The organism is Spirillospora sp. NPDC000708, assembly GCF_040299565.1.
GTDB lineage: Bacteria > Actinomycetota > Actinomycetes > Streptosporangiales > Streptosporangiaceae > Spirillospora.
Map to the genome: position 1 here is coordinate 85380 of NZ_JBEPCJ010000019.1, position 26163 is coordinate 111542.

At 74.2% G+C, this 26163-nt stretch carries 28 protein-coding genes; 18 read left to right on the top strand and 10 right to left on the bottom strand.

The annotated features are described in order from the left end of the window. Nucleotides 1–67 precede the first annotated feature (67 nt). Nucleotides 68–532: a DUF4267 domain-containing protein gene (locus ABT299_RS16360; protein WP_190855818.1), complete on the top strand. Its 465-nt coding sequence runs from the start codon at nt 68–70 to the stop codon at nt 530–532. A 107-nt stretch (nt 533–639) separates the two neighbouring features. Here ABT299_RS16360 and ABT299_RS16365 read toward each other — a convergent pair whose 3' ends face one another. After that, a complete protein-coding gene (locus ABT299_RS16365; protein ID WP_500251256.1) occupies nt 640–1371 on the bottom strand; it encodes an SDR family oxidoreductase in 732 nt (243 codons plus the stop codon). A 133-nt stretch (nt 1372–1504) separates the two neighbouring features. Here ABT299_RS16365 and ABT299_RS16370 point away from each other — a divergent pair, with 133 nt between their 5' ends. After that, nucleotides 1505–2338, top strand: a complete 834-nt coding sequence (locus ABT299_RS16370) for a phosphoribosylaminoimidazolesuccinocarboxamide synthase (protein ID WP_190855813.1) — start codon at nt 1505–1507, stop codon at nt 2336–2338. A gap of 37 nt (nt 2339–2375) precedes the next feature. Here the strand turns inward: ABT299_RS16370 and ABT299_RS16375 are convergent, their stop codons facing one another. Further along, on the bottom strand, nt 2376–3206 hold the full coding sequence (locus ABT299_RS16375) for a phosphotransferase (protein WP_500251257.1): 831 nt from the start codon (nt 3204–3206) through the stop codon (nt 2376–2378). 93 nt (nt 3207–3299) lie between these two features. On the opposite strand from ABT299_RS16375, the gene ABT299_RS16380 reads away from it, so the two are divergent. Then, nucleotides 3300–3812: an ATP-binding protein gene (locus ABT299_RS16380; protein ID WP_387024095.1), complete on the top strand. Its 513-nt coding sequence runs from the start codon at nt 3300–3302 to the stop codon at nt 3810–3812. Here the strand turns inward: ABT299_RS16380 and ABT299_RS16385 are convergent. Then, nucleotides 3796–4026: a hypothetical protein gene (locus ABT299_RS16385; protein WP_500251258.1), complete on the bottom strand. Its 231-nt coding sequence runs from the start codon at nt 4024–4026 to the stop codon at nt 3796–3798. The genes ABT299_RS16380 and ABT299_RS16385 overlap by 17 nt on opposite strands. Nucleotides 4027–4263: 237 nt before the next feature. Here ABT299_RS16385 and ABT299_RS16390 point away from each other — a divergent pair, with 237 nt between their 5' ends. The 4 genes from ABT299_RS16390 to ABT299_RS16405 all read left to right on the top strand — a co-directional run bounded on the left by ABT299_RS16390 (nt 4264) and on the right by ABT299_RS16405 (nt 9080). Next, on the top strand, nt 4264–5214 hold the full coding sequence (locus tag ABT299_RS16390; protein WP_500251259.1) for a GlxA family transcriptional regulator: 951 nt from the start codon (nt 4264–4266) through the stop codon (nt 5212–5214). Then, a complete protein-coding gene (locus ABT299_RS16395; RefSeq protein ID WP_190855799.1) occupies nt 5211–5813 on the top strand; it encodes a DJ-1/PfpI family protein in 603 nt (200 codons plus the stop codon). The genes ABT299_RS16390 and ABT299_RS16395 overlap by 4 nt, the downstream gene beginning before the upstream one ends. Before the next feature lie 123 nt (nt 5814–5936). After that, nucleotides 5937–7415: a hypothetical protein gene (locus tag ABT299_RS16400; protein WP_500251260.1), complete on the top strand. Its 1479-nt coding sequence runs from the start codon at nt 5937–5939 to the stop codon at nt 7413–7415. Between the two features lie 57 nt (nt 7416–7472). After that, complete coding sequence (locus ABT299_RS16405; RefSeq protein WP_500251261.1) at nt 7473–9080, top strand: CocE/NonD family hydrolase; 1608 nt, start codon at nt 7473–7475, stop codon at nt 9078–9080. Between the two features lie 30 nt (nt 9081–9110). Here the strand turns inward: ABT299_RS16405 and def are convergent, their stop codons facing one another. Further along, on the bottom strand, nt 9111–9644 hold the full coding sequence (gene def, locus ABT299_RS16410) for a peptide deformylase (protein WP_190855792.1): 534 nt from the start codon (nt 9642–9644) through the stop codon (nt 9111–9113). A 171-nt stretch (nt 9645–9815) separates the two neighbouring features. Between def and ABT299_RS16415 the strand changes: the two genes are divergently transcribed. Together ABT299_RS16415 and ABT299_RS16420 are read left to right on the top strand one after the other, a co-directional pair. Further along, nucleotides 9816–13121: an AfsR/SARP family transcriptional regulator gene (locus tag ABT299_RS16415; RefSeq protein ID WP_500251262.1), complete on the top strand. Its 3306-nt coding sequence runs from the start codon at nt 9816–9818 to the stop codon at nt 13119–13121. 588 nt (nt 13122–13709) lie between these two features. After that, nucleotides 13710–14648 carry a dienelactone hydrolase family protein gene (locus tag ABT299_RS16420; protein ID WP_500251263.1) on the top strand — a complete coding sequence of 313 codons (939 nt, stop codon included), beginning with the start codon at nt 13710–13712 and terminating at the stop codon, nt 14646–14648. 64 nt (nt 14649–14712) lie between these two features. Here ABT299_RS16420 and ABT299_RS16425 read toward each other — a convergent pair whose 3' ends face one another. Then, entirely contained in the window at nt 14713–15933 is a 1221-nt protein-coding gene (locus ABT299_RS16425; protein ID WP_500251264.1) for a PucR-like N-terminal domain-containing protein, read from the bottom strand. 108 nt (nt 15934–16041) lie between these two features. After that, nucleotides 16042–16482 carry a MarR family winged helix-turn-helix transcriptional regulator gene (locus ABT299_RS16430; RefSeq protein ID WP_387024078.1) on the bottom strand — a complete coding sequence of 147 codons (441 nt, stop codon included), beginning with the start codon at nt 16480–16482 and terminating at the stop codon, nt 16042–16044. Between the two features lie 87 nt (nt 16483–16569). Between ABT299_RS16430 and ABT299_RS16435 the strand changes: the two genes are divergently transcribed. From ABT299_RS16435 to ABT299_RS16445, 3 genes are all read left to right on the top strand, one after another. Next, nucleotides 16570–18405, top strand: coding sequence for an ABC transporter ATP-binding protein (locus tag ABT299_RS16435; protein WP_500251265.1), 1836 nt, complete (start codon nt 16570–16572; stop codon nt 18403–18405). Nucleotides 18406–18687: 282 nt separating this feature from the next. Next, nucleotides 18688–18939, top strand: coding sequence for a hypothetical protein (locus ABT299_RS16440; RefSeq protein WP_190855778.1), 252 nt, complete (start codon nt 18688–18690; stop codon nt 18937–18939). An 11-nt stretch (nt 18940–18950) separates the two neighbouring features. Further along, nucleotides 18951–19757 (top strand): hypothetical protein, encoded by an 807-nt coding sequence (locus ABT299_RS16445; RefSeq protein ID WP_500251266.1) that lies wholly within the window; start codon nt 18951–18953, stop codon nt 19755–19757. 58 nt (nt 19758–19815) lie between these two features. Here ABT299_RS16445 and ABT299_RS16450 read toward each other — a convergent pair whose 3' ends face one another. Continuing rightward, the gene (locus tag ABT299_RS16450) at nt 19816–20004 is read right to left on the bottom strand and encodes a hypothetical protein (RefSeq protein ID WP_190855774.1); all 189 of its coding nucleotides are present in this window, start codon (nt 20002–20004) and stop codon (nt 19816–19818) included. A 71-nt stretch (nt 20005–20075) separates the two neighbouring features. On the opposite strand from ABT299_RS16450, the gene ABT299_RS16455 reads away from it, so the two are divergent. The 5 genes from ABT299_RS16455 to ABT299_RS16475 all read left to right on the top strand — a co-directional run bounded on the left by ABT299_RS16455 (nt 20076) and on the right by ABT299_RS16475 (nt 22894). Beyond that, a complete protein-coding gene (locus tag ABT299_RS16455) occupies nt 20076–20294 on the top strand; it encodes a hypothetical protein (RefSeq protein ID WP_190855771.1) in 219 nt (72 codons plus the stop codon). A 121-nt stretch (nt 20295–20415) separates the two neighbouring features. Continuing rightward, on the top strand, nt 20416–20760 hold the full coding sequence (locus ABT299_RS16460) for a DUF488 domain-containing protein (RefSeq protein ID WP_500251267.1): 345 nt from the start codon (nt 20416–20418) through the stop codon (nt 20758–20760). A gap of 85 nt (nt 20761–20845) precedes the next feature. Continuing rightward, entirely contained in the window at nt 20846–21316 is a 471-nt protein-coding gene (locus tag ABT299_RS16465) for a hypothetical protein (protein WP_500251268.1), read from the top strand. Between the two features lie 38 nt (nt 21317–21354). Continuing rightward, a complete protein-coding gene (locus tag ABT299_RS16470; protein WP_190855761.1) occupies nt 21355–21513 on the top strand; it encodes an LPXTG cell wall anchor domain-containing protein in 159 nt (52 codons plus the stop codon). Continuing rightward, entirely contained in the window at nt 21503–22894 is a 1392-nt protein-coding gene (locus tag ABT299_RS16475; protein WP_500251269.1) for a glycosyltransferase, read from the top strand. The genes ABT299_RS16470 and ABT299_RS16475 overlap by 11 nt, the downstream gene beginning before the upstream one ends. A gap of 13 nt (nt 22895–22907) precedes the next feature. On the opposite strand, the gene ABT299_RS16480 is transcribed toward ABT299_RS16475, so the two are convergent. Next, on the bottom strand, nt 22908–23369 hold the full coding sequence (locus ABT299_RS16480) for a hypothetical protein (RefSeq protein WP_500251270.1): 462 nt from the start codon (nt 23367–23369) through the stop codon (nt 22908–22910). Nucleotides 23370–23567: 198 nt separating this feature from the next. Continuing rightward, a complete protein-coding gene (locus ABT299_RS16485) occupies nt 23568–24179 on the bottom strand; it encodes a TetR/AcrR family transcriptional regulator (RefSeq protein ID WP_500251271.1) in 612 nt (203 codons plus the stop codon). A gap of 96 nt (nt 24180–24275) precedes the next feature. Here ABT299_RS16485 and ABT299_RS16490 point away from each other — a divergent pair, with 96 nt between their 5' ends. Further along, nucleotides 24276–25202 carry a zinc-binding dehydrogenase gene (locus tag ABT299_RS16490; protein ID WP_500251272.1) on the top strand — a complete coding sequence of 309 codons (927 nt, stop codon included), beginning with the start codon at nt 24276–24278 and terminating at the stop codon, nt 25200–25202. Nucleotides 25203–25248: 46 nt separating this feature from the next. On the opposite strand, the gene ABT299_RS16495 is transcribed toward ABT299_RS16490, so the two are convergent. After that, a complete protein-coding gene (locus ABT299_RS16495; RefSeq protein ID WP_500251273.1) occupies nt 25249–26091 on the bottom strand; it encodes a helix-turn-helix transcriptional regulator in 843 nt (280 codons plus the stop codon). Nucleotides 26092–26163 lie beyond the last annotated feature (72 nt).

A 26163-nucleotide genomic window follows, 5' to 3' on the forward strand; every position in this document is an offset into this window, starting at 1 on the left:
GCACCGCCCCGCTTCGCACCGCCCCGCTTCGCACCGCCCCCGTTCCGAACGTCGAAGGAGAAGCGCCATGTCGCTGAAGAACGTCAACACCGTCCTGGTCACCGCCTGCGCCCTGTTCGTCCTCTACCTCGGGCTGTCCTTCATCCTGGCCCCGGCCGCGTCCACCCAGGGCGTCGGCCTGCCGAGATGGCCCGCCGGGAACGGGGACGGCTTCCTGGTCATGAAGGGCACCCGCGAGTTCGCGATGGGCCTGGTCATCGGCGTCCTGCTGCTGACGGGCCACCGCCGCGCCCTGGGCTGGGTCCTGCTGATGGAGGCCGTCGCCCCGTTCGGCGACATGATCAACGTGCTGGCCCACCGCGGCTCCACCGCCGCCGCGTTCGGCATCCACGGCCTGACCTCGGCGCTGATCGCGATGACCGGTCTGCTGATCCTCCGCGAGACCCGCAAGGTCGCGGACGGCCGGCGGTCCTCCACGGCGGCGGGCACGGCGTCGGCGTCCGGTTCCTCACCGCTCCGCGCAGCGAACTGATCAGGGTTTCGCCCGGCCTCACCACCGCCCCGGGCAGCAGTGTTCGCCTCCGGCTCTCGCCGGAGGCGAACCCTTTGCCGCGGCGGCGAACCCCAGGGGGCTGGACGTCAGCGCTGGCGGGCGGGCCTGACGACGATCTCGTTGACGTCCACGTCCGGCGGCTGCGCCAGGGCGTAGGAGACGGCGGCGGCGATGGCGTCCGGCTCGATGGCGTGCGCGCGGTACTCCCGCATGGCCTCCGCGGCGCCCGGCTCCGTGATGGTGTCGGCGAGTTCGGACGTCACGACACCGGGCGAGACCGTCGTGACCCGGATCGACGGGTCGGACTCCTGGCGCAGCCCCTCGGTGATCGCCCAGGCGGCGTACTTCGTCCCGGAATAGACGGCGCTGGTGGGGACGACCTGGTGCGCGCCGATGCTCGCGACGGTCACGAAATGCCCCGACCCCTGGGCGGTGAAGACGGGCAGGACGGCGGCGATGCCGTGCAGCAGGCCGCGGACGTTGACGTCGATCATCCGGTCCCACTCGTCCACGAGCAGGGAGTCGAGCCGCGACAGCGGCATCACCCCGGCGTTGGCGACGAGGACGTCCACGCGGCCGAACCGGTCGCGGGCGGTCTCGACGAAGGAGCGGACGCCGTCGCGGTCCGTCACGTCCACCGGGACGGGGTGCAGGACGCCCGGGGAGCGGGCGGCGAGGTCCCGCAGCCGGCCGGTGCGGCGGGCGCCCGCGACCACGCGGTGCCCCTCGCCGGCGAGGCGGGCGGCGGTGGCCGCGCCGATGCCGCTGCTCGCCCCCGTGACGAGGACGACCTTGGATTCGTGCTGGTCAGTGCTCATGCCGGAAGCGTCGCAGCGCCCGCCGGACGGGACGAGAGGCGCGCTTCTCCCGGGAGGGGCGCACCCACGCGGACGGCCGGGCAGCCGGTGCTGGGATCATTGGCGTGAGCATTGGTGATTCGAGGGGGACGGCGTGGAACTGCTGCACTCGGGGAAGGTCCGGGACGTCTACGCGGACGGGGACGACCTGATCCTCGTCGCGTCGGACAGGGTGAGCGTGTACGACGTCGTCCTGCCGACGCTGATCCCCGACAAGGGGAAGATCCTCACCCAGCTGTCGCTGTGGTGGTTCGAGCAGCTCGCCGACGTGGTGCCGAACCACGTGATCTCGGCGACCCAGGTGCCGGACGAGTGGGCGGGCCGGGCGATCCGGTGCCGGCGGCTGACGATGCTGCCCGTCGAGTGGATCGCGCGCGGCTACCTCGCCGGGCTCGGCCTGAAGGAGTACGAGAAGGGCGGCACCGTCTCCGGGATCGCCCTGCCGGACGGGCTCGTCGAGGCGTCGAAGCTGCCCGAGCCGATCTTCACGCCGACCACGAAGGCGTCCGAGGGGCACGACGAGTTCATCACCTACGACGACGTCGTGGCCGAGATCGGCGCGGACACCGCCGCGCGGCTGAAGGACGTGACGCTGGACGTCTACAAGCGGGGCGCCGAGATCGCGGCGGAGCGCGGCATCATCATCGCGGACACGAAGCTGGAGTTCGGCCGCGCCGCCGACGGCACGCTCGTCCTCGCCGACGAGGTGCTGACGTCCGACTCGTCGCGGTTCTGGCCCGCGGACGAGTGGGAGCCGGGGCGACCGCAGCGCTCCTACGACAAGCAGTACGTCCGCGACTGGAGCAGCACGCTGGACTGGGACCGCACGCCGCCCGGCCCGGCCATCCCGCAGGACGTCGTGGACGCCACCCGCGCCCGCTACATCGAGGTCTACGAGCGCCTGACCGGCCGCCCCTGGCGTTCCTGAGGGGCGGCCGTCCCGAGGCGCGGTCCCGAGGCGCGGCTCAGAGCAGCGCCAGCAGGTGTTCGGCCTGGTGGGCTAGGGTGCCGGGCGGGTTGCGCGGACGGTCCGGGTCGTCGGACAGCAGGGCGAGAAGCCAGAAGACGGCCAGCAGGCGCCGGCACTCGGGCAGCCGCGCGCGCTCGGACGGGGACAGCTCGAACCGGTCGAGCAGGTCGCCGGGCGCCAGGACGTGCTTCGCGGAGACGTGCTCGGCGACCTCGGCGAGCTCGTAGGCGCGGTCGCCGCGTCCGGAGAACTCGAAGTCGACGAGCCGGGCGCGCGACCCGTCCCACAGGACGTTGGCGAGGTTGCCGTCGCCGGTGCCGAAGACGGGCGGCGGTTCGGCGGCGAACACGGTGTCGAGGTGCGGGCGGCCGAGCCAGCCGCGGGCCCCGTCGAGGGCGGCGGCGGTCGCCGCGTCCGGGGGCGGCGGCACCCGCTGTGACCAGGCGCGGAGGTTCGTCAACGCGTCCAGGGGATGGAGGAGCCGCGGCGGCAGGGCGGCGAGGTCCGCGGCGGGGATCGCGTTCTGGCAGGTGGACATCGCCTCGACGAGCCCCGTGAGCTGCGCGTCCGAGAGCGGCGCCGAGAGGGGCTCGCCGGGGAGCCGGGACATGGTGACGCTGGGCGGTGCCTCCGCCGGGGCGTAGCGCAGGGGCTCGGGCGCGAGCGCGGGCGCGTGCTCGGCGAGCAGGGTCAGCGCCCGCCATTCGCGTTCCGGTTGCCGTAGGTCCCACGACCGGTACCGCTTGGTGACGGTCGCCGCGTCCAGTTCGACGACGTGGGTGGTCGGCACGGAGCGGGTGGTCGGTGTGAAGCGGGCGGGAGGCATGGCGGGGAGCGTACCGGCGGGAGTGAACGCGGGGCGGGTGCGGAGACGTACTGGGCGGTGACGGGCTGCTTTCGGAACGAGGGGGCCGTCTGCGTGGGCGTCGAGGACGTGCTCGGAACCGCCGGCCGCGTCGCCGGCCATGGCCGGTACGGGGGAGGCGGTGGTGTGGACGGGAAAGGGCTCGTGGTGCTCGGCACGGTCACGCTGCCCGGGGTCGGCAGGTCGGTGGGGTGCGCGCGGGCGTTCGTCCGGGGCCTCCTGGCGGACCTGCCGGGACGGGACGACGTGGTGATGGCCGCCAGCGAGACCGTCGCGAACGCGGTGACGCACACGGCGTCGGGCCTGGAGGGCGGGCTCGTGACGGTGACCGTCGCGGCCGCGCCGGGGGCGGTGCTGCTGGAGGTCACCGACGACGGGGCGGCGGGCACGCGGCCCTATGTGAAGGACGACCCCGGCGCGGAGACGGGCCGGGGGATGCGGATCGTCCAGGGACTCGCCGCGCGGTGGGGATACCGCGCCGACGGGACGCGGACCGTGGTGTGGGCGGAGTTCCCGGCCCCGGACGCGTGGGTCCGGGGCCGGGGTGCCGTCAGCGGCCCCGGTTGAACTGCCGGGTGGGCATCCGGCCGGTGTCGCGGCGGTTGTTCGCGAACGTCGCCGACCTGAAGTCGGTCTTGTTCTTCTTGAGCTTCTTCTTCGTGGGGAACGGAATGTTTTCAAGGTTGTTGGAGCGCATGAAGAAACCACCTCCGGGCAGGTCGGATCGCGGCAGTGAAAGGGTGAGGGAAATGGCCGGAGGCATGGCGAAGACGCTGGTCACGCGGGTACGCGTCGACCAGTGAGAATGTTCGCGGAATGTCGCCTTCGGCGCGGAGGACGGGAGCGGGCCCGGCGGGAATGCGGGCGGCTCGACCGTGCGGATATCAAAGCTCCATGCCGATGATCATGTCTGAGGCCGGGTACCGGTGTCAATCCCTTTTTTTCCGATGGGAGCATGACGCGATCTGTGGGGCACGTGTCGTTGACGCCATGGCGGGCCGGGCCGCAGCCTGGAGCCATGCGCGTCGCGTTCGTGATCTATGACGGGTTCCAGGGGCTGGACCTCACCGGTCCGTTCGAGGTCCTGCAGGCGACCGGGCGGTACGAGTGCCTGGTCGTGGGGCCGCAGGCGGGACCGGTGACGTCCAGCAGCGGGCTGCCCGTCGTCGCCTCCCGCGGCATCGGCGATCTCCCGCCGGAGGGGTTCGACACGGTGCTGGTGGCGGGCGGGGCCGGCGTCGACCGCGCCCGCGAGGACCCGGCGCTGGTCCGCTGGGTGACGGACGCGGCGCGGGACGCCCGGCGGGTCGCGGCCGTGTGCAGCGGGGTCATCCTGCTCGCCGAGGCCGGCCTGCTCGACGGGCGGCGCGTCACGAGCCACTGGGGCCGCGAGGCGCAGCTCAGGGCCGAGTACCCGGCGCTGCGCGTCGACTGCGACCCGATCTTCGTCCGGGACGGGCGGATCTGGACGTCCGCGGGCGTCACCGCGGGCATGGACCTCGCGCTCGCGCTCGTCGAGGACGACCACGGGCGGGAGGCCGCGCACGCGGTCGCGCGGGAGCTGGTGATGTTCCTGCGGCGGCCGGGCAGCCAGTCGCAGTTCAGCGTCCCGCTGTGGTCGGCGCAGCCGGCGTCCGACCCGATCCGGGTCGCGGTGACGGCCGTGCAGACCGATCCGGGCGCCCGGCACAGCATCGCCGACCTGGCCGAATGCTCGGGGCTGAGCCCGCGGCACCTGCAGCGCCGGTTCACCGCCGAGATGGGGGTGCCGCCGTCGGTGTACGTGGAGCGGGTGCGGATCGAGGCGGCGCGGCGGGCGCTGGCCGAGGGCGACGAGCCGGTGGAGACGCTGGCGCGGCGGCTCGGGTTCGGCACGGGCGAGACGCTGCGGCGCGCGTTCCACCGGCGGGTCGGCGTGGCGCCGTCCGACTACCGGGACCGATTCCGAGGGACGAAGGAGTACGCATGACGACCTACGGGCTGCTGGTGTTCGAGGACGCCGAGGAGCTGGACTTCGTGGGGCCGTGGGAGGTGTTCACCGCGTCGGCCGCGCAGCGCGACAAGGGCGACAGGGCGGTCCTGGTCGCGGAGCGGCCCGGGCCGGTGCGCTGCGCGAAGGGCATGAGGGTCGTGCCGGACTGCACGTTCGACGACCATCCGGAGCTGGACGTCCTGCTGGTGCCGGGCGGCAGGGGCGCCCGCGTGACGCAGATCGGCAACGCGGCGCTGACGGGCTGGATCGCGAAGACCGCCGAGCGGGCCGACTGGGTGGCGAGCGTGTGCACCGGCTCGTTCCTCCTGCACGAGGCGGGCGTCGCGAGGGGACGCCGGGTCGCGACGCACTGGGCGTCCGAGGACAAGCTGGAGGCGCGCGGTGACGTGACGGTCGTCCGGGACGCGCGCTACGTCGTGGACGGCGACCTGGTCACGAGCCAAGGCGTGTCGGCCGGTATCGACATGGCGTTGTGGCTGATCGGCCGCATCCATGGGCGCGACCACGCGCGCACGGTGCGCCGCTACATCCAGTACGAGCCGGCCCCGCCGTACATGGCCGACGAGCCGCTCTAGGGCTGCTCCGGGGCCGCTCCAGGGCTGCTCCAGGGGCGCTCCGGGCGCGGCGCCGGTCCCGAATCGGGACCGAACATTCCGCCATACCGGTGATGATCTTCGCTTATCGGCATAATCACGCGAATGGCGATGGCGCTTCCGGTGCGGATCCGTGGTGACGGCGTGCGCGTCGCGGTCGAGACCGACCCCGCGCACGCCCCGCTGCGCGACTTCCTGCTCAACGACCTGGGCGAGGACGTCGCCGCGATCCTCCGCGCCAAGGGCCGGCTGAGCGCCGGGCCGGCCGGACCCGGCGGGCCCGACCCCTGGCAGGAGCTGTACCGCTTCCACCGGCTCGACTACGACGGCGCGGTCGTGCACCTGCGCGACGTCGGCGGCTGGTCGTCCTGCGACCTCGACCCGGGCGTCCTGCTGCGCTGCCTGGAGGAGTACCTGGAGCAGGTCGGGGCGGTGCGGCACCGGCAGATGCTCGAAGGCGTGCTCCAGTCCGGCACGGAGCGCTTCGTCCCGGACCGGGAGCTGCCCGTCGCGTTCCGCGTCGACGGGCCGGGCGAGGTCGCGTGCCTCCCGGCGCCGGGCAACGAGCCCCTCGCCGGGCTGCTCGGCGACGCCGAGTTCGTCCTCGGGCTGGACTGGATGCTCGCCGAGCTCGGCCGTCCGGGCGCCGCCGTGACCTGGCCGGGACGGGTGTTCCGGGTCGGCGTCGCGGACGGCCTCGCCACCATCGAGGGCGAGGGCGGCGCCTACCTGTGCCTGGACGGCGAGACGTTCCGGCAGGTCGTCGCGGTGTTCCGGCAGGCGCACGCGGACTCGCACCGGGCGCACCGCGCCGCCGCGCCCGGCCGCGACGAGCCCGTGGCGGCGGTGCTCGCGCTCGGCGGGACGTCCCGCCGGACGCGCGGCTGGGCGCTGGTCCGGACGCCCCGCGCCACGCTGGAGGACGTCGCCGGCCTCACCCCGCACCCCGACGCCTGCCTCCCGCACGGCGTCCTTGGCACCGGCTCGGGCGCGTGCTGGGCCGACCTCGCCGTGCTGGACGAGGCGGGCGGGCGGCTGCGCGGCGGCACCAAGACCTTCATGCCGCGCGGCATCGACGCGGACCGGCTGGTCCCGGACCTGCGGGACGCGCTGACCCGCGCCCGGTTCCTCGCGTCAGTGCCGGGCGCCTGGGCGTCGTTCGTCGCGGGCGTCCCCGTGCACGGCTACGTCGACCCGGACGCGGTGGTGCGGCTGCCGTGCGCGCCGATGGAGGCGGAGGGCGTCGCGCAGCACGTCCGGGTGTTCTTCCCCGAACTGGTCGAATCGGGCGTGGACCTGGAGGGGGCGGCCTCGCGCGCCGCCGGGACCGCCCGCGCGGTGAGCGGCGCGCCGCACGTCCTGACGGCGTTCCTCCTGCACGACGTGCAGTGCCACCGGCACCACCTCGACGTCGTCCGCGCGGCGCGTCCCGGCTGGGAGCACACGGGGAACGCCTGCCACCTGCGGCTGGACGTCCGGACGGTCCGGCTGGAGCACCTCTGGCTGGACGGCCACGCCTGCGAGCTGCCGACCGGCGAGTTCGCGCGCGTCCTGGAAGAGTACGAACGCCTCGCCGCCCTCTGACCCCGCCCCCACGGGGGGCATGGGACGGTGAGGGTTCCCCTTCCTCGGAGGTTGCGCATGTCGATGGCGGGCCGGCTGGCCGACCGTCTCCTCGGGCCGCCCGGGGCCGATGCCGTGGCGGTGGACGTCGGCATCGCCCGCGACCTGCGGGTTCCCATGCCGGACGGCGTGGTGCTGGTCGCCGATCTGTACCGTCCGCGCGGCGCGGGGCCGCTGCCCGCCGTGCTCGTCCGGACCCCGTACGGCAAGCGGCAGGCGCTCGTCCGGCTGTTCGCCGGGGTCCTCGCGCGGCGCGGCTTCCAGGTCGTCATACAGAATGTACGTGGGATACACGGGTCGGGCGGCGAGTTCCACGCGTTCCACGACGAGCGGGACGACGGCCTCGCGACGCTGGCGTGGGTGCGGGCCCAGCCGTGGTGCGACGGGCGCGTCGCGACCGCCGGCGCGAGCTACCTCGGCTACACGCAATGGGCGATCGCGCCGTACGCCGACCCGCCCCTGGAGGCGATGGGGCTCGGCATCACCGCGTCCGAGTTCGTCAGCTCGTTCTACCCGGGCGGCGCGCTCGCCCTGCACAACACGCTGGTGTGGTCGTCGCTGATGGGGACGCGCGACGCTCGGAAGCGCCCGCTGCACAACCGGCGCGTCAGGCACGCCATGCGGCACCTCCCGGTCGGCGAGTCCGACATCGCCGCGATAGGGCGGGCCGAGTCGTTCCTACGCGAGGTCACCGGCAACGCCGAGAACATCGCGTTCTGGCGGGAGACGGACCACAGCGCGGGCGTCGCCGCGACCACGTCGCCCGCGAGCATGGTGACGGGCTGGTGGGACCTGTTCCTGCGCGGCCAGCTCCGCGACTTCGCCGCCCTGCACGCCGCCGGACGGCAGGTCCGCATCACCATCGGCCCCTGGGGGCACGACGCCAGGGCGCTGCGCGCCGTCCTCGCCGACCAGGTCTCCTGGCTGAACGCGCACCTGAACGGGGACGCGGCGGAACTGCGGCGCGCACCCGTCCGGCTCTACCTGCAGAAGGCCGGCCGCTGGCTCGACTTCCAGCAGTGGCCCCCGCCGGAGACCACGCCGACGCCGCTGTACCTCTCCCACGGCCTGACCTGGGACGAGCCGTCCGGCCCGCTCGACCCGGCGGCGTTCACCTACGACCCGCTCGACCCGACGCCGTCCACCGGCGGGCCGCTGCTGTCGCCCGGACGGGGCGGGCAGCGCGACAACGGGCGGATCGAGGCGCGCGGCGACGTCGCCGTGCTGACCGGCGCCCGCCTCGACCGCCGCCTCGACCTGATCGGCCCGGTGTCGGCGGCGTTCCACGTCCGGACGGACACCGGGCACGCCGACCTGTTCGTCCGGCTCTGCGACGTCGGCCCGGACGGCGCCTCCCGCAACGTCACCGACGGCATGCTCCGCATCGACGCCGCGCCGGGCGAGACCGTCCGGGCGGAGATCGAGATGCACCCGACCGGCTACCGGTTCCGGCGCGGGCACCGGCTGCGCGTCATGCTCGCGGGCGGCGCGTTCCCGCGCTTCGCCCGCAACCACGGGCGCGGCGAGCCCGCCGGGCGGGCCGTCGCGTCGCGCCGCGTCCGGATCGAGGTGCTGCGCGGCGCGGACCACCCGTCGGCGCTCCACCTGCCCGTCTGGGCACCCTGACCCCGCCCGGCCCGGCCTGCTCCGCCCGGCTCACTCCGCCTCGGCGGCGGCGCGCAGCGCCTCGTACTCCTTGAGGACCTTCTTGCGCGCGCGGGCCGACAGGCGGTCGATGTAGACCTTGCCTTCGAGATGGTCGGTCTCGTGCTGCAGGCAGCGCGCGAGCAGGCCCGTCCCCTCGACCGTCACCGGGTTCCCCTTGACGTCGAAGCCGCGCACGGTGGCGCGGTCGGGACGGGCGACGCGCGCGTGCGGCCCCGGCACCGACAGGCACCCCTCCTCGTCGTCGTCGAGCCGACGGTCCGCGAGGTCCGGCAGCTCCAGCACCGGGTTCACGACCGTCCCCTTGTGCCGCTCGCCGTCCTCGTCCGGGCAGTCGTAGACGAAGATCCGCAGGTCGACGCCGATCTGGTTGCCGGCGAGGCCCACGCCCTCCGCCGCGTACATGCTGGCGAACATGTCGTCGGCCAGCTCCGCCAGCGCCGCGTCGAACTCCTGCACCGGCCGGCACGCCCGGTGCAGGACCGGCGTCCCGACCAGCGTGATCGGCCGCACCCGTCCCGCCATCCGATCTCCCTTCGCGCTCGGTGACCATCCTGTCCCATCCTCCCCGCGACCCGCGCGGCGGGACGGCGGCGCCACTTCTTTTCGCGCGACCGTGCAGAAATACCGGCACCGGACCCGGTGTGATTTTGATCAAATGGTGGAGGTCGCATAGCACGGGAAAGGACGTCGGCAGTGGCGGGCGAGCGCACCGAGCGCGGGTCCGAGCGGGACCGGGAGCACGTCCGGATCGTCCTGCTCGGCCGGGTCGGCGTGGAACGGGCCGGCCGCCGCACGCTGCCCAGCTCCGGGATCGCCCGCGCGCTGCTCGGCGCGCTCGCCCTCGCCGGGCTCGCCGGGCTGTCCGGCCTCGGCGACGACACGCTCAAGTCGCTGCTGTGGGGCGCCCGCGAGACCGTCATCTCCGACTCCACGCTGGCCGTCGCCGTCTACCGGCTGCGCCGCTGGCTCACCGAGGCCGCGGGGCCGGGCGTCGAGGTCGTCCGCACCACCAACGGGTACGCGCTGGAGCTGCCGGACGCCGACATCGACGCGGCGGTGTTCCGGCGCGCGGTCGCCGACGCGGGCATGCTGCCCCCCGACCGGCGAGCGGGCGCGCTGGAGCGCGCGCTCGGGCTGTGGCGGGGCCGCGCGCTGGAGGACGTGTCGCCCGACTCCGTCGACCAGGCCGCCGTCGACAGGCTGGAACGCGAGCGGGTCGAGGCGACGATGGAGCACGCCCGGACGGTCCTCGCGGCGGGTGCGCCCGAGCGCGCGCTGCCGCACCTGAGCCCGCTGGTGCGCGCCCACCCGCTCGACGAGCAGCTGCTCACGGTCTGGATCGAGGTGCTCGCGTCGTGCGGGCGGCAGGCCGAGGCGCTGGAGGCGTACGAGGAGGCGCGGGTCCGGCTGCTCGACCAGCTCGGCGTCGACCCGGGGCCCGAGCTGCGCGGCGTCCACGTCCGCGTGCTGCGCCAGGAGACCGCCGCCGGTCCGGCCTCCGCCGCCTCGAACGCCGCCGCGCCGGGCCGCGCCGAACCGAGGGACGGCGGCGGTAGGGACGCCGGCACCGACCGGGAGGGCGACGCCGACAGGGACGGCGGCGACAGGGACGGCGGCGAGAAGGACGGCGGTGACCGCTTCCGCCCGGAGCGGCCGAGCCAGCTCCCGCCCGCCGTGCCCGACTTCACCGGGCGCGGCGACCAGATCGACAGCATGCTCGCGCTGCTGTCCGCCGGGGACGGCGACGAGCCCGTCTCGGTGTCGGCCGTCGCCGGGATGGGCGGGATCGGCAAGACGGCCCTCGCCGTGCACATCGCGCACCGCACCCGCGACGCCTTCCCCGACGGCCAGCTCTTCGTGGACCTGCGCGGCGCCGAACGCGATCCCGCCGACCCCGCCGAGGTGCTCGGCCGTTTCCTGCGCGCGCTCGGCGTCAACGCCGCCGCCGTCCCGGAGAACCCGGGCGAGCGCGCCGCGCTGTACCGCAGCATCCTCGCCGACCGGCGCATCCTCGTCGTGCTCGACAACGCCGCCGACGAGACTCAGGTCGAGCCGCTGCTGCCCGGCGGCCGGCTGTCCCGCGCCGTCATCACCAGCCGCACCCGGCTCACCGCGCTGCCCGGCGCCCGGCTCATCGAGCTGGACGTGCTGACCCCCGCGCAGGCCGTCGACCTGCTCGTGCGCATCGTCGGCGCGGACCGGATCGCGGCGGAGCCGGAGTCCGCCGCCGAGCTCGCCCGGATGTGCGGCCACCTGCCGCTCGCGCTGCGCGTCGCCGGCGCCCGCCTCGCCGCGAAGGCGCACTGGAGCATCGCCGGGTTCGTCCGCCGGATGCGCGAGCAGGGCCGGCTGGACGAGCTGACGCAGCGCGGCCTCAGCGTCCGCACCACCCTGCACCTCAGCTACCAGGGCCTCGGCGCGGACGCGCGGCGGCTGTACCGGCTGCTCGGCCTGCTCGACGCGCCCGACTTCGCCTGCTGGACCGCGGCCGCGCTGCTGGACCGGCCGCCCGCCGAGGTCGCCGAGCTGCTGGAGACGCTCGTCGACGCGCAGCTGCTGGACGCCCAGCTCCTCGATGCTCAGCTCCCCGAGGCCGAGCTCCTCGACGAACAGGGCCGGTCCGCGGTGCCCGGCGCCGTCCGCTACCGGTTCCATGACCTCGTCCGCGACCACGCCCGCGAGCTGTGCCACGACGAGGACGGGCCGGAGACGCGCACCGCCGCGCTGCGCCGCGCCCTCGGCGGCCTGCTGGCGCTCACCGACCGGGTCGTCGAGCTGGTCACCGGCGGCGGCGACGCCCTGGCGGCGGGCCCGGCCGTCCGGTACCCGCTGGACGAGGCGATCGTGCGGAACACGCTGGCGCACGCCCCCGACTGGTTCGAGGCCGAGCGGTTCGGGCTCACCACCGCCGTGCGGCAGGCCGCCCGGCTCGGTGAGGAAGGGCTGGCCTGGGAGATCGCGGTCCGGTCGGCCATCCTGTTCCAGCCCGCGCACTACACCGACGACTGGCAGCAGGTCATCGCGGACGCGCTGCCCGTCGTCCGGGCGGCGGGCGACCTGCGCGGCGAGGCGGCGCTGCTGGAGCGCACGACGGACCTGGCGTGCGCGCGCCGCGACTACGACCGGGCGCTGCGGTCCGTCCGGGAGGCGCTGCGGCTGTTCGAGGAGACGGGGAACCCGCACGGCACCGCCCTCTCGCTCCGCCAGCTCGCGACCGTGCACCGGATGACGGGCCGGTTCGGCGACGCCGAGGCCGACGGCCGCCGGGCCCGCGAGCTGTTCCGGCGCGTCGGCGACGTCGCGGGCGAGTCGCACGCCGTCCTGGTGATCGGCTGCGCCCAGTACGAGCGCGGCGCCGCCCAGGACGCGCTCGGCGTGCTCACCATGGCGCGGGACCTGGCGCGCCAAGCCCGCTACACCGGCGTCGAGCTCCAGGCGGTGTACTGGATCGGGCAGGCGCTGCTCGCGCTCGGCCGTCCCGGCGAGGCCCGGCCGCTGTTCGAGCACATCCACGAGGCGGGCACCGCGGCGGGCAGCCGGCTCGTCGGCATGTACGCCGCGCACGGCCTCGGCTGCACCGCCTTCGCGCTCGGCCGTACGGCGGAGGCCGAGCAGTCGCTGCGGCTGGCGCTGCGGCTCGCCGAGGAGCGCGCCGACCCGCTGATGTGCGCGCGCATCATGTACGTGCTCGGCGACCTCTACTGGGACCGCGGTGACCTCGCCGCGGCGAGGCGGCTGCTCGAACGCGCCCTGAAGCTGGCCACCGAGGTGTCGGTGCCGCTCTGGCGGGCCAAATGCCTCTTCCTGCTGGGCGCCCTCCTTCAGGTGTCCGGCGATCAGGCGGCGGGTGAACAGGTGACGGATGAACAGGCGGCGGGCGATCAGGTGACGGGCGGGGACGCCGGCGGCGGGGCGGACCCGCGCCGCGAGGCGCTGGAGATCTTCGACGCGCTCGGCGTCCCGACCGAGGACGGGACGGCCGCGCACCTGCTGTGGTGATCGCGCGCCACCGGCCGGCGCCGCCACGGGCCACACCGCCACGGGCCACACCGCCACCGGCCACACCGCGATCGGCCCGCGCCGCAGCGGGCCCACCCCCGTGCGGCCCGTCGCGGTCGATCTCCACGCGGCCACGGTAGGACGGGCCGATTACAACTCGCTTACACCTCGGCCCGCGCCCGAACCGATCGTCCGCGGCCGGAGTCCGTGCGCGGGAGAAGAGGACGCTCCACTGCGGAGCGTGAGCCGTTCGTCGCAGACGGTGCGCCGTTCGTCGACGGGAGGGGTTGAAGCGTCGAACGGCGGCCAAGGGGCTCGCTACCGTCTTCTCATCCGCAGGGCGCCCCGCGCCGAAGCCGCTTCGGGGGGAGCGGCCGTCCCCAGTGCGCGTATGGGCCGGCCCGCGGAACGGGGGGAGAGGGGTCACTCTGGGGGGAGTGGCCCCTCTCCGTTTATAACTTCGCTATAAGCGCCCCGGCTTCAAGGCGTCGCCGCTTAAGCAGCGCCCGGCGGCAGGGCGGCCCAGAATTCTGGCACCGCGGAGACCCACCCGCCGCGGCTCCGGCTAGTGAAGGGCACGCCCCCCCGATGAACAGGACATTCGCCCGTTCGGTCCGGCTCCTCTCCGTCGCGTCCGTCCTCGCCGCCGGTGCGGCGCTGGCTCCGCCCGCGAACGCCGCGGCCCCGGCGAGACCCGCGACCACCACGGCCACCGAACGCACCGCCATCGTCGGACGCGCCGCCGACAATCCGTACCAGCGCGGCCCCGCGCCGACCGAGGCGAGCATCACCGCGGAGAAGGGCCCGTTCGCCATCGAGACGATCCCCGTCCCGGCGGGCAGCGGCACCGGCTTCAACAAGGGCACCGTCTACGCGCCGACCGACACGAGCCAGGGCACGTTCGGCGCCATCGTCGTCTCGCCCGGCTTCGTCTCCCCGGAGGCGTGGATCTCCTGGTACGGGCCCCGGCTGGCGTCGCAGGGCTTCGTCGTCATGACCCTGGAGACCAACAGCCTCCTCGACGTCCCTGCCTCGCGCGGCGACCAGCTTCTCGCCGCCCTTGACTGGCTGACCGGCAAGAGCGGCGTCAAGAACCGCATCGACGCGACCCGCACCGCCGTCATGGGCCACTCGATGGGCGGCGGCGGGACGCTGGAGGCCGCCAACAAGCGGCCGTCCCTCAAGGCCGACATCCCGCTCGCGCCGTGGGACACCAATTACAGCTTCCCGAACATCAGGACCCCGACCCTCATCATGGGCGCGGACAACGACTTCATCGCGCCCGCGTCGTCGATGGCGGAGTCGTACTACAACAACGTCAAGACGGCGCCGGAAAAGGCGTACCTGCTGCTGAAGAACGCCGGCCACATGACCTTCGTGTCGCCGAACACCACCATCGCGAAGTACTCCATCGCGTGGATGAAGCGGTTCGTCGACAACGACGCCCGCTACGACCAGTTCCTGTGCCCGGCGCCGAAGCCGGACGGCGCCATCGCGAAGTACCTGGACACCTGCCCCAACGGCTGACCTCGCCCGGGACGGTGGCGGCGCCCCCGCGCGAGACCCGGGGGCGCCGCCACCGTTCCCCGTTTCACGCGGGGGACAGCCGCCGGTCCCCGGAGTCGAGGCGGACGAGGTGGTGCAGCAGGAGCAGCAGCTCGATCCGCCGGTCCGGGTCCAGCATGGCGCCGCCGACGGTCTCCTCCAGCCGCCGGATCCGGTACCGGACGGTCTGCTCGTGCACGAGGAGCCGCTCCGCCGCCGCCACCGCGTTGTCGCGGCACTCCATGTAGGTCAGCAGCGTCCGCGACAGCGCGTCCCTGCGGTGCGGCGCCAGCGCCATCAGCGGCCCGAGCCGGGCGCCGAGCGCCACGTCCAGCAGCTCCTCGCTCTGCGCCGCGACCAGCGTCGGCAGGTGGTCCAGGCAGCGCAGCGGCTCCTTGCCCGGCAGGACGCCGCGCTCGATCAGCGCGAGGCCGCGCCGGGCCCAGCGCAGCGACAGCGCGGCCCGCGCCGGCGGGACGGTCGGCCCGATCGCCGCCGCCCGCGTCCCCCGCACTGCCGCGGGCAGCCGGTCCCGGCCGGGGCCGTCCGGGTCCGGGCAGATCAGGTAGGGGTCCGCGGCGTCCCAGTCGGCGAGGAACGCGGGCGGCAGCACCGGGGCGGGCCCGCCGGGCGCCGGGCGGAACGCGACGACCGCGAGCGTGCGCGGCACCTGCCAGCCGGCGTCCCCGGCCAGCTCCCCGATCGCCTCGTCGCTGGCCGGCGGGTCCATGACCAGCAGGTCGCGCAGCCGCCGCCGGAACCGCTCCCGCTCGCCCGCCAGCTCGCCCTGCGCCCGCGCGTACCCCTGCCCGGCCGCGCAGGCGATCCGCTCCAGGAACACGAACAGCGCCTCGGTGATCGTCCCGAGGACGTCCAGCGACCAGCCGAGCCGCCGCGCGTCCTTGATGAACCGGCGGCACGCGACCTGCCCGCCGACCCGGATCGCGGTCTGGAGCCCGTCGAGGCCGCGGCCCGTGCGCGCCTCGTACGCGCCGATGCCCTCGAAGATGCCGGTGACCGCGGCCCAGTCCATGTCGGGACGGCCTATCGAGTCCACGAACTGGTGGACCGTCTGCTCGACGGCCCACCGCATCCGGCGCCCGTAGCGGCTGTCCGGCGGGCGCGCGTACTCGGGGACGAGCCCCTGGATCTCGCCGACCATCTCGGTCGCGGCGGCCTCCAGGTACGGCCGCAGCGGCTCGGCGATGCAGGCGGGCACCCGGGAGAGCGGGAACTCCGCGGCGGCGGGACGGGCGGACCGGCTCAAGACACCCTCCTGGAACTCGCGACCCCCGATGCCACTGGGGCTCCCAGCGTCCGCCGCCCGGTCCCGCGGCGCTAGGCAGGACCGAGAGGGATCCGGCCGCCGCGATTGTCAGCGCCCTGACAGTCTCCGGGCCGGATCGGCGGCGGCGTCGACGACCGTGAGGAGTTCGCGGAGGGTTTCGCGCTGGGCGTCCGACAGCGGGGAGAGCACCTCGCGGGCGGCCTCGCGGCGGGTGCCGGCGATGCGCGCGCGGACCGCGCGGCCCTCGTCCGTCGGGCGGACGAGCAGGGACCGGCGGTTGGCCGGGTCGGGCTCGCGGGTGACGAGGCCGTCCTCCTCCAGGGCGTCCACCAGCGTGGTCGCGGAGCGGGGGACGATGTCGAGGCGCCGGGCGAGGTCGGTCATCCGCAGCGGGCCGTCGGTGCCGACGATCACCCGGAGCGCGCGCGACTGGGCGGGGGTGAGGCCGAGCGGCGCGAGCCGCTCCACCTGGTGCCGGCGTATCCGCTTGGCCGCCTTCAGGAACAGGTCGGCCAGATCGTTCTCCATGCATCCGAGCCTAGCTCATAGTTGTGCGGAAATAATTATGAGCTAACCTCAGTTACGTTGAGGGTCGTCCCCCGGAAGGAGCCGCCCATGGCGAAGGACCCCACCACGAACCTCACCGCGAACCCCGCCACCGACACCGCCGCGAAGGCCGCCACCGAGCCCGCCGCCGGGACCGCGCGTTCCGACCGCGCACGCATCCTGCGCCTGTTCGTCCCGTACCGCGCCCGGCTGGCCGGCGTCGCGCTGCTCGTCGGCCTGTCCGCGCTCGTCTCGCTGGCCTCGCCGTTCATGCTGCGCCACATCCTGGACGTCGCGCTGCCGCAGGGCCGCACCGGGCTGCTGTCCCTGCTCGCCCTCGGCATGATCGCGATCTCGGTCGCGACCAGCGTGTTCTCCGTCCTGCAGACCTACATCTCCACCGGCGTCGGGCAGCGCGTCATGCACGACCTGCGCACCGCCGTCTACGCGCACCTGCAGCGGATGCCGCTGGCGTTCTTCACCCGGACCCGCACCGGCGAGGTGCAGTCCCGGATCGCCAACGACATCGGCGGCATGCAGTCCACGGTCACCACCACCGTGACCTCGCTCGTCTCCAACTTCACCGCCGTGACCGCGACCGCCATCGCGATGCTCGCGCTGGACTGGCGGCTCACCCTCGTCACGATGGTCACGCTGCCGTTCTTCGTGTGGATCAGCCGCCGCGTCGGCAACGAGCGCCGCCGGATCACCTCCCGGCGGCAGCGGCAGCTCGCGGCGATGTCGGCGATCGTGGAGGAGTCGCTGTCGGTCAGCGGCATCCTGCTCGGCCGCACCATGGGCCGCTCGCCCGCGCTCACCGACCGGTTCGCCGGCGAGTCCCGCGACCTCGCCGACCTGGAGATCCGCGCGAGCATGGCCGGACGGTGGCGGCAGTCCACGATCCAGATCGTCATGTCGGCGATGCCCGCGCTCACCTACTGGGCCGCAGGGCTCACCGTCTCGCGGGGCCACCCGCTCGTGTCGATCGGCACCCTCGTCGCGTTCACCACCCTGCAGACCAGCCTGTTCCGGCCGACCGTCCAGCTGCTCCAGACCGCGGTGGACGTGCAGAGCTCCATGTCGCTGTTCCGGCGGATCTTCGAGTACCTCGACCTGGAACCCGGCCTGGAGGAGCCCGCGGCGCCGCGCCCGCTGCCCCGGGCCCGCGGCCACGTCCGCTTCGAGGACGTCGGCTTCGCCTACGACGCGGACTCCACCGCGCTCACCGGCATCGACCTGGACGTCCCCGCCGGCTCGTCCCTCGCCGTCGTCGGCGAGACCGGCTCCGGCAAGACCACCCTCAGCTACCTGGTGCCGCGGCTCTACGACGCCACGTCCGGGCGCGTCACCATCGACGGCGTGGACGTCCGGGACCTGTCGTTCGCCGACCTGTCCGCCGCCGTCGGCGTCGTCTCCCAGGAGACGTACCTGTTCCACGCGTCCGTCGCCGACAACCTGCGGTTCGCCAAGCCCGACGCGACCGACGCCGAGCTGCACGCCGCCGCCCGCGCCGCGCAGATCCACGACCACATCAGCGGCCTGCCCGACGGCTACGACACCGTCGTCGGCGAGCGCGGCTACCGGTTCTCCGGCGGCGAGAAGCAGCGCCTCGCCATCGCCCGGACGATCCTGCGCAACCCGCCGATCCTCGTCCTGGACGAGGCGACCAGCGCGCTCGACACCCAGACCGAGCACGCCGTCCAGCAGGCCATCGACGCGCTCGCCGAGGGGCGCACCACCATCACCATCGCGCACCGGCTCTCGACCGTCCGGGACGCGGACCAGATCGTCGTCCTCGACCACGGGCGCGTCGCCGAGCGCGGCACCCACGCCGAGCTGCTCGCGGCGGGCGGCCTCTACACCGCGCTGGTCTCCCGCGACGAGGACCTGACCCCCGCCGCCTGACCGGCCGGGCGGCCCGGCGGGCCTCGGGCGGCGTCCGGCGCGGCCACGGCGGCGCGCGCCGGAAAAGGCGATCTTCCCGGCCCCCGCCAACCGGAATTCTTGGCAAAGGAATCCCCGCGCCGGTCAAAAGGAACCGGATCACCGGCAATGGCGAGAAGATCGATGAGGCCGATGGGACGGTTCCGGCGGACTGTCGCGATGACCCTTTTTCCTTGATCGCGCGCGAAAAACTTGACGCGTCGGAGGTCGACTTCCGCGGCACGCTGCGAAATGGTCTCCGGCATGGATTCCCGAATTCGAACCTCCACCGCCGCCGGCCCCACCGGATGGCTGCTCACCTTTCTCTCCGCGCGGGAGCAGGGCCTGCGCCCCCACAGCGGCCTCGCGGCGGGTCCCGCGGAATGGCTGCTGGTCTTCCTTGAGGTCGAGCGGACCGAACTCGCCGCCCGGCAGCGCCCCGCCCCCGTCCCGTCCCGCCCCGGCGGCCGGTCCGAGGAGCACCCGTTCGGCCGCATGAACGCCCGCAGCGCATAGAGACGAAGGTCATGATCATCGAGATGTTCCTCGCCGCCCTGATCGGCGGCGCGATCGGAGTCGCCGAACTCGTCGCCCGCTACCGCGACAAGCCCGTGGCGGCGCTGCTGTCGCCGGGCGGCCTGCTGTTCGCCCTCGTCAACACCGGCGCGTCCGTGGTCGCGCTGATCGCCGTCACCGCCGCCGGGTGGCGGTTCGGGCTGCCCTACACGATGCCGCCGACCGCGCTGCTGGTCGTCCACGTGATCGCCGCCGGGCTCGGCTCCGCCGCCCTCCTGCGCATGTCGTTCGCCCCGGCGCAGACGGTGTCGCCGGGCACCGGGCCGATCGCGCTGCTCAACGGGATCCTGCGGATCGCCGACGGCGAGCTGGAGCGCAAGCGCGCCCTCAGCCGGCTCTCCCACAACGACCTCGCGGACCTGTCGTTCGAGCGCGACCACGCCGCGCTCGCCGAGCTCTGCTGCCACCTGCTGCGCGAGTTCGACCTGGCCGAGGCGCAGCGCCTCGGCGGCCTCGCCGCCGAGCTCAGCGCCCGCGACGACCTGACCGACGCCGACAAGCTGGACTGCTGGGGCCTGGAGCTGACCCGGCTGGTCGGCGAGCGCGCGCTGCGGCAGGCGGCCCGCCGGCTGCGCGACCGCCCGCACGAGGAGCCGGACGCCGCCGAGGACGAGCGGCTCGCCCCGGTCGCGGCCGAACCGGACCCGCCGGCCGAGCCCGCGTCGGTCCCGCCGCCCCGCCCGCCGCTCGGCAAGACCTCCCGGCTCGCGCCGCACGCGAACGGCCGGATCGAACGCAAATCGCTCAGCGATGTCTGACGCTCTGTGAGAACCGGTGTGCCCCGCCACGGGGCACACCGGTATTTCATTGCCCGCGCTATTTCGCCCGGGCGGCCGCCGGCGCCGTTTCGCCCTGCTCTTCCAGAACCGCGGCGATGCGGTGCAGCGCCTCCGCCATCGAGATCATCGCCTGCACCTGCGCGGCCGCCATGAGATTCGCCGGCGACGGGTCCGCGGCCTGCGCCTCCGCCGCCGCGTCGCACGCTTGCTGGCTCCACCAATGCACCCGCCGATCCTATTCGAACCGACCATTCCGCACCGGCCGCCGCGCGGTCGCAACCGAAAGGCCCGCATTCCGTGAGCGCCCGTCCGCCCGCCCCGCGTCCCGGCCGGCCGAACGTCCCGCCGCCGCCCTGGACCGGCAAGCCGCTCCGCCGCCTCACCGCGGCCGAGCTCGCCGAGGCCCTGGAGTACCTGGAGCGGCACCGTCCCGACGACGACGTCCTCGGCCGCGCGCTGGCCGGCGAGTTCGCCCGCCGCACCGCCGCCGAGCACCACGCCTTCCACTTCGACTGACCCCGCTCGGCCTTGGTCAGGCCGCCTCCCGGGCGGGGCCGGGCTCGGGGCGCGAACGCGGTCCGACGTTCCCGGCTCTCGGCCGCCGGTGACGGGGTAGGACGGGCTCATGGGACGTGATGTGAGGGTGCGCCGAGTCTACGACGGCGCCGCCGACGGGGACGGGGAGCGGGTCCTGGTGGACCGCGTGTGGCCGCGCGGCCTGTCGAAGGAGGAGGCCCGCCTCACCCGGTGGGAGAAGGACGTCGCTCCGTCGACCGAGCTGCGCAAGTGGTACGGGCACGACGTGGAGAGGTTCGAGGAGTTCCGGCGGCGCTACGGCGCCGAGCTGGAGGACCCCGAGCGCGCCGCGGCCCTCGACCGGCTGCGCGGCGACGCCGACCCGGGCCCGCTGACGCTGCTCACCGCCACCAAGGACGTCGAGCACAGCCAGGCGGCCGTGCTCGCGGAGATCCTCGGTTCCTGACGCCCCGCCCACGGGCCACTACTCGCCGGTAACTGAGTATCCGCGCCCATGCGCACGGACGGGCCGGTGCGGCATCGTGGCGGGCATGAGCGAACGCGCCTCCCTCCCCGGCCCCGCCCTCGGCCGCCGCCTGGTCACCGCGGCCCGCGCCGTCCTGTGGGCGCAGGCGGCGCTGCTCGTCGCCGCCGGGACGGCGATGGTCGCGTACGGGGAGAGGGCGACCGGCGCCGAGGCCCGGGTGGGCGCCGCGATGATGTTCCTGGCCGTCTACCCGTTCGCGCTCGCGGTCGCGGTGGTCGCGCTGGCCGCCGCGTTCCGCGGCCGGCGCGCGAGCACGCGCGGCTGGGCCGCCGGGTACGAGGCGTTCCTCCTGCTCGTCACCGGGCCGTTCGTCAACCACCCGTCCCCGGGCATCGCCGCCCTCGGCCTCTGCTCCATCCTGACCACCGCGTTCGTCATCGCCGTCATGGCGTCCCCCGCCGCCGCCGCGCGCTTCCCGGTCCGGGCGGCGGAGGCTTTGCCGGCCGCGGATGATCATTTGAACACGGCCGGGTAGGCGGGAAGGAAGCAATGATCGTCGCGGGAGGGGACCCCATGCCGTACGGATCGGCCGCCACCGGCGGAACGCTCGCCTACACCGGATTCGCGATGGGCCATGTCTGGCTCGCCGCGGTCGGCCTCGGCCTGGTGCTGGTCGGCGCGGTGCTCGTGAGATTCGGGTTCCGGCGCGGGCGCGGGCCGCTTGAACACTGAGTTCCGGTCGCCGCGGGCGCGGTACGCGCCGTCACGGACCCGGATCGCGCTGGCGGCGCTGCCGCTGGCCGGGTTCGCCGCTTGGGCGGTGAGCCATCTCGTCGCCAGCGTCACCACCTTCCGGACCCCGCTTGGGGCGACCTGCGTGGCCTGGGGCGTGTCGTTCCTCGCCCTGTGGTGGCTCCCGGTCTCCTGGCTGGAGCGGCCGTTCAAGGCGTCCGAGGAGCAGCGGGACGCCCTCGACGAGCTGACGGTGACCGTCCAGGTGCCCGTCTACAACGAGGACCCGGCCGCGTTGCGCGCCTGCCTGCGCTCGGTGCTGGAGCAGAGCCGGCGGGTGGACCGCGTCCGGGTCGTCAACGACGGATCCGCCGACGCCGCCGGCGAGCCCGTCGCCTTCGACGACGTGCGCCGCGACTTCGAGGCGGCCGCGTCCGCGCTCGGGATCGGCACGTCCTGGGAGTACACCCCCAACCGGGGCAAGCGGTTCGCGCAGATGCACGCCCTGGCCGGGGACGGCGCCGACGTCTTCGTCACGCTCGACAGCGACTCCGTCCTGGACCGGCACGCCGTCCGGGAGGGCCTGCTGCCGTTCGCGGACCCGCGCGTGCAGTCGGTGGGCGGGCACGTCCTCGTCCTCAACCGGACGGCGAGCCTGCTGACCCGCATGACGTGCGTGCTGTACCTGCCGTTCACGCGCGGCGTGCGCAGCGCCCAGTCGGTGCTGCGGCGGGTGACCATCAACTCCGGGACGCTGGCGTTCTACCGGGGCGACGTCGTGCGCCGCGCCGCGGGCGTGTACGAGCACGAGCGGTTCGCCGGCCGGCCGATGCAGATGAACGACGACTCGATGCTCACCTTCTATGCGCTGCTGGACGGCGACACCGTCCACCAGCCCAGCGCGATCGCGTTCACGCTGGTCCCGCAACGGCTGGACCACTACCTGAAGCAGCAGCTCCGCTGGATGCGCGGGACCACCGTCCGGCACCTGTGGTGGCTGCGGTACATGCCGGTGACCGGCGCCGTGTTCTGGATGACGGTGAGCGAGTACCTGCACCTGGTGCTGGCGCTGCTGCTGCCGCCGGTCCTGCTCCTCGACCCCTACTACCGGGCGCACCTCGGCCCGGTGGCGTCCTCGGGCGTGCAGGTGGGGATCGTCCTGAGCTACCTGTCGGCCCTGCGGATCTTCGTCGTCCGGCGCAGCGACGAGCCGGCGTGGGCGCGCGCGGCGCTGTTCGCCTGCACGCCGCTGATCGCGCTGTGGCGGCTGTTCGTCCTGCGGCCGCTGTACCTTTACGCGATGTGCACGTGCCGCAGGGTCGGCGACTGGGGGACGCGCGGTTCCGTCGAGGTCGCGCTGGCCGCACCGCGGCGGACCTGACCCCGCCGCGGCGTCAGCGGGCGGCGAGGCCGAGGGCGCGGAACGTGACGCGCTGGTCGAACCAGAGCAGCCCCACGGTCGCGGCGGCCATGCCCGCGGCGAACGCGAGGTGCGCGGCGGTGCCGGTCACGTCCGCGCCGGCCACGCCGAGGACGAGGTGCAGCCCGGCCCGCAGCGCGATCAGCCCGAACGCGATCAGACGGGTGCGGCCGTTCTTCAGCATCGCCTTGACCAGCTTGATCCGGCGGCGCAGCACCGTCAGGCCGACGACGGCGTTCACCGCCGCGATCGCGACGACGGCCATCCACGCCGAGTGCCATACGTGGCAGATGTCGGACGCCGCGCCCAGCACGCCCTCGAAGGCGAAGAACCAGACCGGCAGCGGCCTGACCGCGTCCAACCCGTCCGGCCGGGCGGGCCGGACGGCCTGGACGGGCTCGGCGGCGGCCCGCCGGCGGGTGGAGGTGGCTTGCATGTCCGCTCCTTCGGGTGCCCTGTCCTGCTGACGACCCGATCGTGCCGCGCGGGGCGGTACCGGCGGCAGAGCCGTTCCTCGCAGGTTCGACCGGGACAAATGTCCTGGTGCGCCGGTGCCGTAGGGCCGCGTGAGCATGGAGGAGCCGATGCGGCGCCCCTCCCGCACCACTACCTCAGCCGGCGGCCGGACCGACGATCAGGACCCGGCCGGTCGATCGATCTCTCCCTGCCGATCATCGCCACCGAGCAGCGCCATGGCCATCCGCTGGATCGAGCGGGTGAAACGGCGGGGGTCGTCGGGCGGTGTCACCAGTCGGATCAGGTCGCCGTCGAAGACGGCGAGCACCCCATGAGCCAGGAAGTCCGCGTCGAGGTCGGGGCGCGCTTCCGCGAACAGCGTGCTGAGATGGCGGTGCCAGAACCGGTAGCTGGGATCGTCGTACTTGTCCTCGGCGCAGGCTTGCTCGTGTGCGGTCAACAGGACGGCGTTGCCTTCGGCGATCGCACCGAGTTCGTCGAGGAAGGCGAGCAGCCGTTTCCGGGCGGGTGCTCCGGGCCCCAGAGGCGGCGGTCCGTTCCTGATCGCGTCACGTAGCTCGCGGGACCGTTCCTCTAGCAGTGCCTGCAACAGTCCGGCGCGGTTGCCGAAGCGACGGAAAACGGTGCCCTTCCCAACCCCGGCGAGAGCGGCAACGCGATCGAGCGAAACATGCTCCCCGCCGCCTTCGGCCAGAAGCCGCTCGGTCGCCTGGAGCACAGCGCGGCGGTTGCGGGCCGCGTCGGCGCGTTCGGCGCGCTGTTGGGCCATCGGTGCTCCCACTGAGACGGACTATCGGTCCGGATATGCTACCGTACGCTAACCGGACCATCAGTCCGGATGAAGCCGCCAACGGAGGAGACTCTGATGGACATGCCCGCGCTCGTCGTCGACCCCGACGCTCCCGGCTCCCTGCGTCTCGGGACGGCCGCCGAACCGCACCCCGCGCCCGACCAGTTGGTGCTCGATGTGCGGCACATTTCGCTCAACCGCGGCGAGGTGGCGTTCGCCGGACGGCTTCCAGCCGGAACGGTGCACGGTTACGACGCCGCCGGTGTCGTCGTCAGCGCCGCAGCGGACGGCACCGGACCGGCCGCAGGCGCCAGAGTGGCGGCGTTCGGCGCCGGAGCATGGGCCCAGCGGATGGTCGTGGAGACCAGCGCGGTGGCCCAAGTCCCCGCCGAGGTCGACCTGGCCGACGCCGCCGCACTGCCGATGGCCGGTCTCAGCGCGCTGCGCACGCTGCGCTCTCGCCCGATCCTGGGCCGGCGGGTGCTGATCACCGGTGCGGCCGGCGGGGTCGGTCGGTATGCCGTCCAACTGGCGGCCCTCGGCGGTGCGCACGTCATCGCCTCGGTAGGGTCGGTGGCCCGCGGCGAGGGCCTGCGCGAACTCGGGGCCGACGAGGTCGTGGTCGGGCTCGAGGGCATCGACCGGCCGGTCGAGCTCATCCTGGACACCGTCGGCGGGCAACAGCTGACCGCGGCCTGGCAACTCCTCGCCCCGGGCGGTGACGTGCAGAGCATCGGCTGGGCATCCGACGAACCGGCGGTGTTCGCGCCGCACTCGCTGTTCTCCCTCGGCCCGGCCAAGACGATCAGCACGTTCGGCGACGTCCACGAGGTCGGCCCCGACCTGGCCACACTGCTGGGATTCGTGGCGGCCGGGAGGCTCTCCCCGGAGGTCGACTGGCGTGGTGGTTGGGAACGCGTCACCGAGGCGGCCCAAGCACTGCTGGACCGGCGCATCGCCGGCAAGGCGGTGCTGGACGTAGCACCGGCGGCCGCCGACTGACCGATGGACGCAGCCGGGCGGTGCCTCCGCGAGGGAAACGGGGCGGTCAGCTCGCGCTGGCGAGCGCGGTGGCGTGCGCTGTGACGAGGCCGCGCAGCACCCCCTCGCTCGCCTCGTCCGCCGGGGTGAGGACGAAGAGCCGCTGGTCGGAGCCGTCCAGCGCGGCGAGCATGTCGTAGTCGAGCGTCATCAGGCCGGCCGTCTCGTGCCGCAGGCGCTTCCTGCCCCGGGACCGCTCGTGGACGTGCTGGTCGTCCCACCAGGCCGCGAAGTCGCGGCTCGCCGCGCGCAGCTCCCCGACCACCTCGGCCAGCCGCGGGTCGTCGGGGTACCGGGCCTGGTTGACGCGCAGGTTGCCGACCATCTCGCGGGCGAACGCCGCCCAGTCGACGTTGGTCTCGCGGACCTCCGGCACCAGGAACAGCATCCGGGCCGTGTTGTCCATCTCGTCCTGGCCGAACTTCCGGCCGAACAGCGCGGCCGCCGCCGCGTTGCGGGCCAGGATGTCGAACCGGAAGTCCATCACGTAGGCGGGCAGCAGCGGCATCCCGTCGAGGACGGCGCGCAGGCTCCCGCTGAGCGGCGCCGGGACGTGCGGAGGCGGCGGCGCCTCACCGCGCGCGATCAGATGCAGGTGGACGCGCTCGGCCGGGGACAGCTGCAGCGCGGCCGCGATGCCGTCCAGGACGGCGGAACCGGGCGTCCCGACCCGCCCCTGCTCCAGCCGGACGTACCAGTCGATGCTCACGGCCGCGAGCTCGGCGACCTCCTGGCGGCGCAGACCGGGCGTGCGGCGCCGGCCCAGGTCGGGGAGCCCCACGTCCGCCGGGCGGACCCGTTCCCGCGCGGCCCGCAGGAAGGCCGCCAGTTCGCCGCGTCGTGCCGTCATCCCCCTAGCATCGCGCACGCCCGGCGCGGTGAGCGTGGCACTCCGCGTACCAGGATGCGGACGACCTGTACC

Bases quoted from the DNA above. Each gene is read 5' to 3' on its own strand.
- ABT299_RS16360 (WP_190855818.1), top strand. From the start codon at position 68: ATGTCGCTGAAGAACGTCAACACCGTCCTGGTCACCGCCTGCGCCCTG.
- ABT299_RS16365 (WP_500251256.1), bottom strand. From the start codon at position 1,371: ATGAGCACTGACCAGCACGAATCCAAGGTCGTCCTCGTCACGGGGGCG.
- ABT299_RS16375 (WP_500251257.1), bottom strand. From the start codon at position 3,206: ATGCCTCCCGCCCGCTTCACACCGACCACCCGCTCCGTGCCGACCACC.
- ABT299_RS16390 (WP_500251259.1), top strand. From the start codon at position 4,264: ATGCGCGTCGCGTTCGTGATCTATGACGGGTTCCAGGGGCTGGACCTC.
- ABT299_RS16395 (WP_190855799.1), top strand. From the start codon at position 5,211: ATGACGACCTACGGGCTGCTGGTGTTCGAGGACGCCGAGGAGCTGGAC.
- ABT299_RS16400 (WP_500251260.1), top strand. From the start codon at position 5,937: ATGGCGATGGCGCTTCCGGTGCGGATCCGTGGTGACGGCGTGCGCGTC.
- ABT299_RS16405 (WP_500251261.1), top strand. From the start codon at position 7,473: ATGTCGATGGCGGGCCGGCTGGCCGACCGTCTCCTCGGGCCGCCCGGG.
- def (WP_190855792.1), bottom strand. From the start codon at position 9,644: ATGGCGGGACGGGTGCGGCCGATCACGCTGGTCGGGACGCCGGTCCTG.
- ABT299_RS16420 (WP_500251263.1), top strand. From the start codon at position 13,710: ATGAACAGGACATTCGCCCGTTCGGTCCGGCTCCTCTCCGTCGCGTCC.
- ABT299_RS16430 (WP_387024078.1), bottom strand. From the start codon at position 16,482: ATGGAGAACGATCTGGCCGACCTGTTCCTGAAGGCGGCCAAGCGGATA.
- ABT299_RS16435 (WP_500251265.1), top strand. From the start codon at position 16,570: ATGGCGAAGGACCCCACCACGAACCTCACCGCGAACCCCGCCACCGAC.
- ABT299_RS16440 (WP_190855778.1), top strand. From the start codon at position 18,688: ATGGATTCCCGAATTCGAACCTCCACCGCCGCCGGCCCCACCGGATGG.
- ABT299_RS16445 (WP_500251266.1), top strand. From the start codon at position 18,951: ATGATCATCGAGATGTTCCTCGCCGCCCTGATCGGCGGCGCGATCGGA.
- ABT299_RS16465 (WP_500251268.1), top strand. From the start codon at position 20,846: ATGAGCGAACGCGCCTCCCTCCCCGGCCCCGCCCTCGGCCGCCGCCTG.
- ABT299_RS16470 (WP_190855761.1), top strand. From the start codon at position 21,355: ATGCCGTACGGATCGGCCGCCACCGGCGGAACGCTCGCCTACACCGGA.
- ABT299_RS16480 (WP_500251270.1), bottom strand. From the start codon at position 23,369: ATGCAAGCCACCTCCACCCGCCGGCGGGCCGCCGCCGAGCCCGTCCAG.
- ABT299_RS16485 (WP_500251271.1), bottom strand. From the start codon at position 24,179: ATGGCCCAACAGCGCGCCGAACGCGCCGACGCGGCCCGCAACCGCCGC.
- ABT299_RS16490 (WP_500251272.1), top strand. From the start codon at position 24,276: ATGGACATGCCCGCGCTCGTCGTCGACCCCGACGCTCCCGGCTCCCTG.
- ABT299_RS16495 (WP_500251273.1), bottom strand. From the start codon at position 26,091: ATGACGGCACGACGCGGCGAACTGGCGGCCTTCCTGCGGGCCGCGCGG.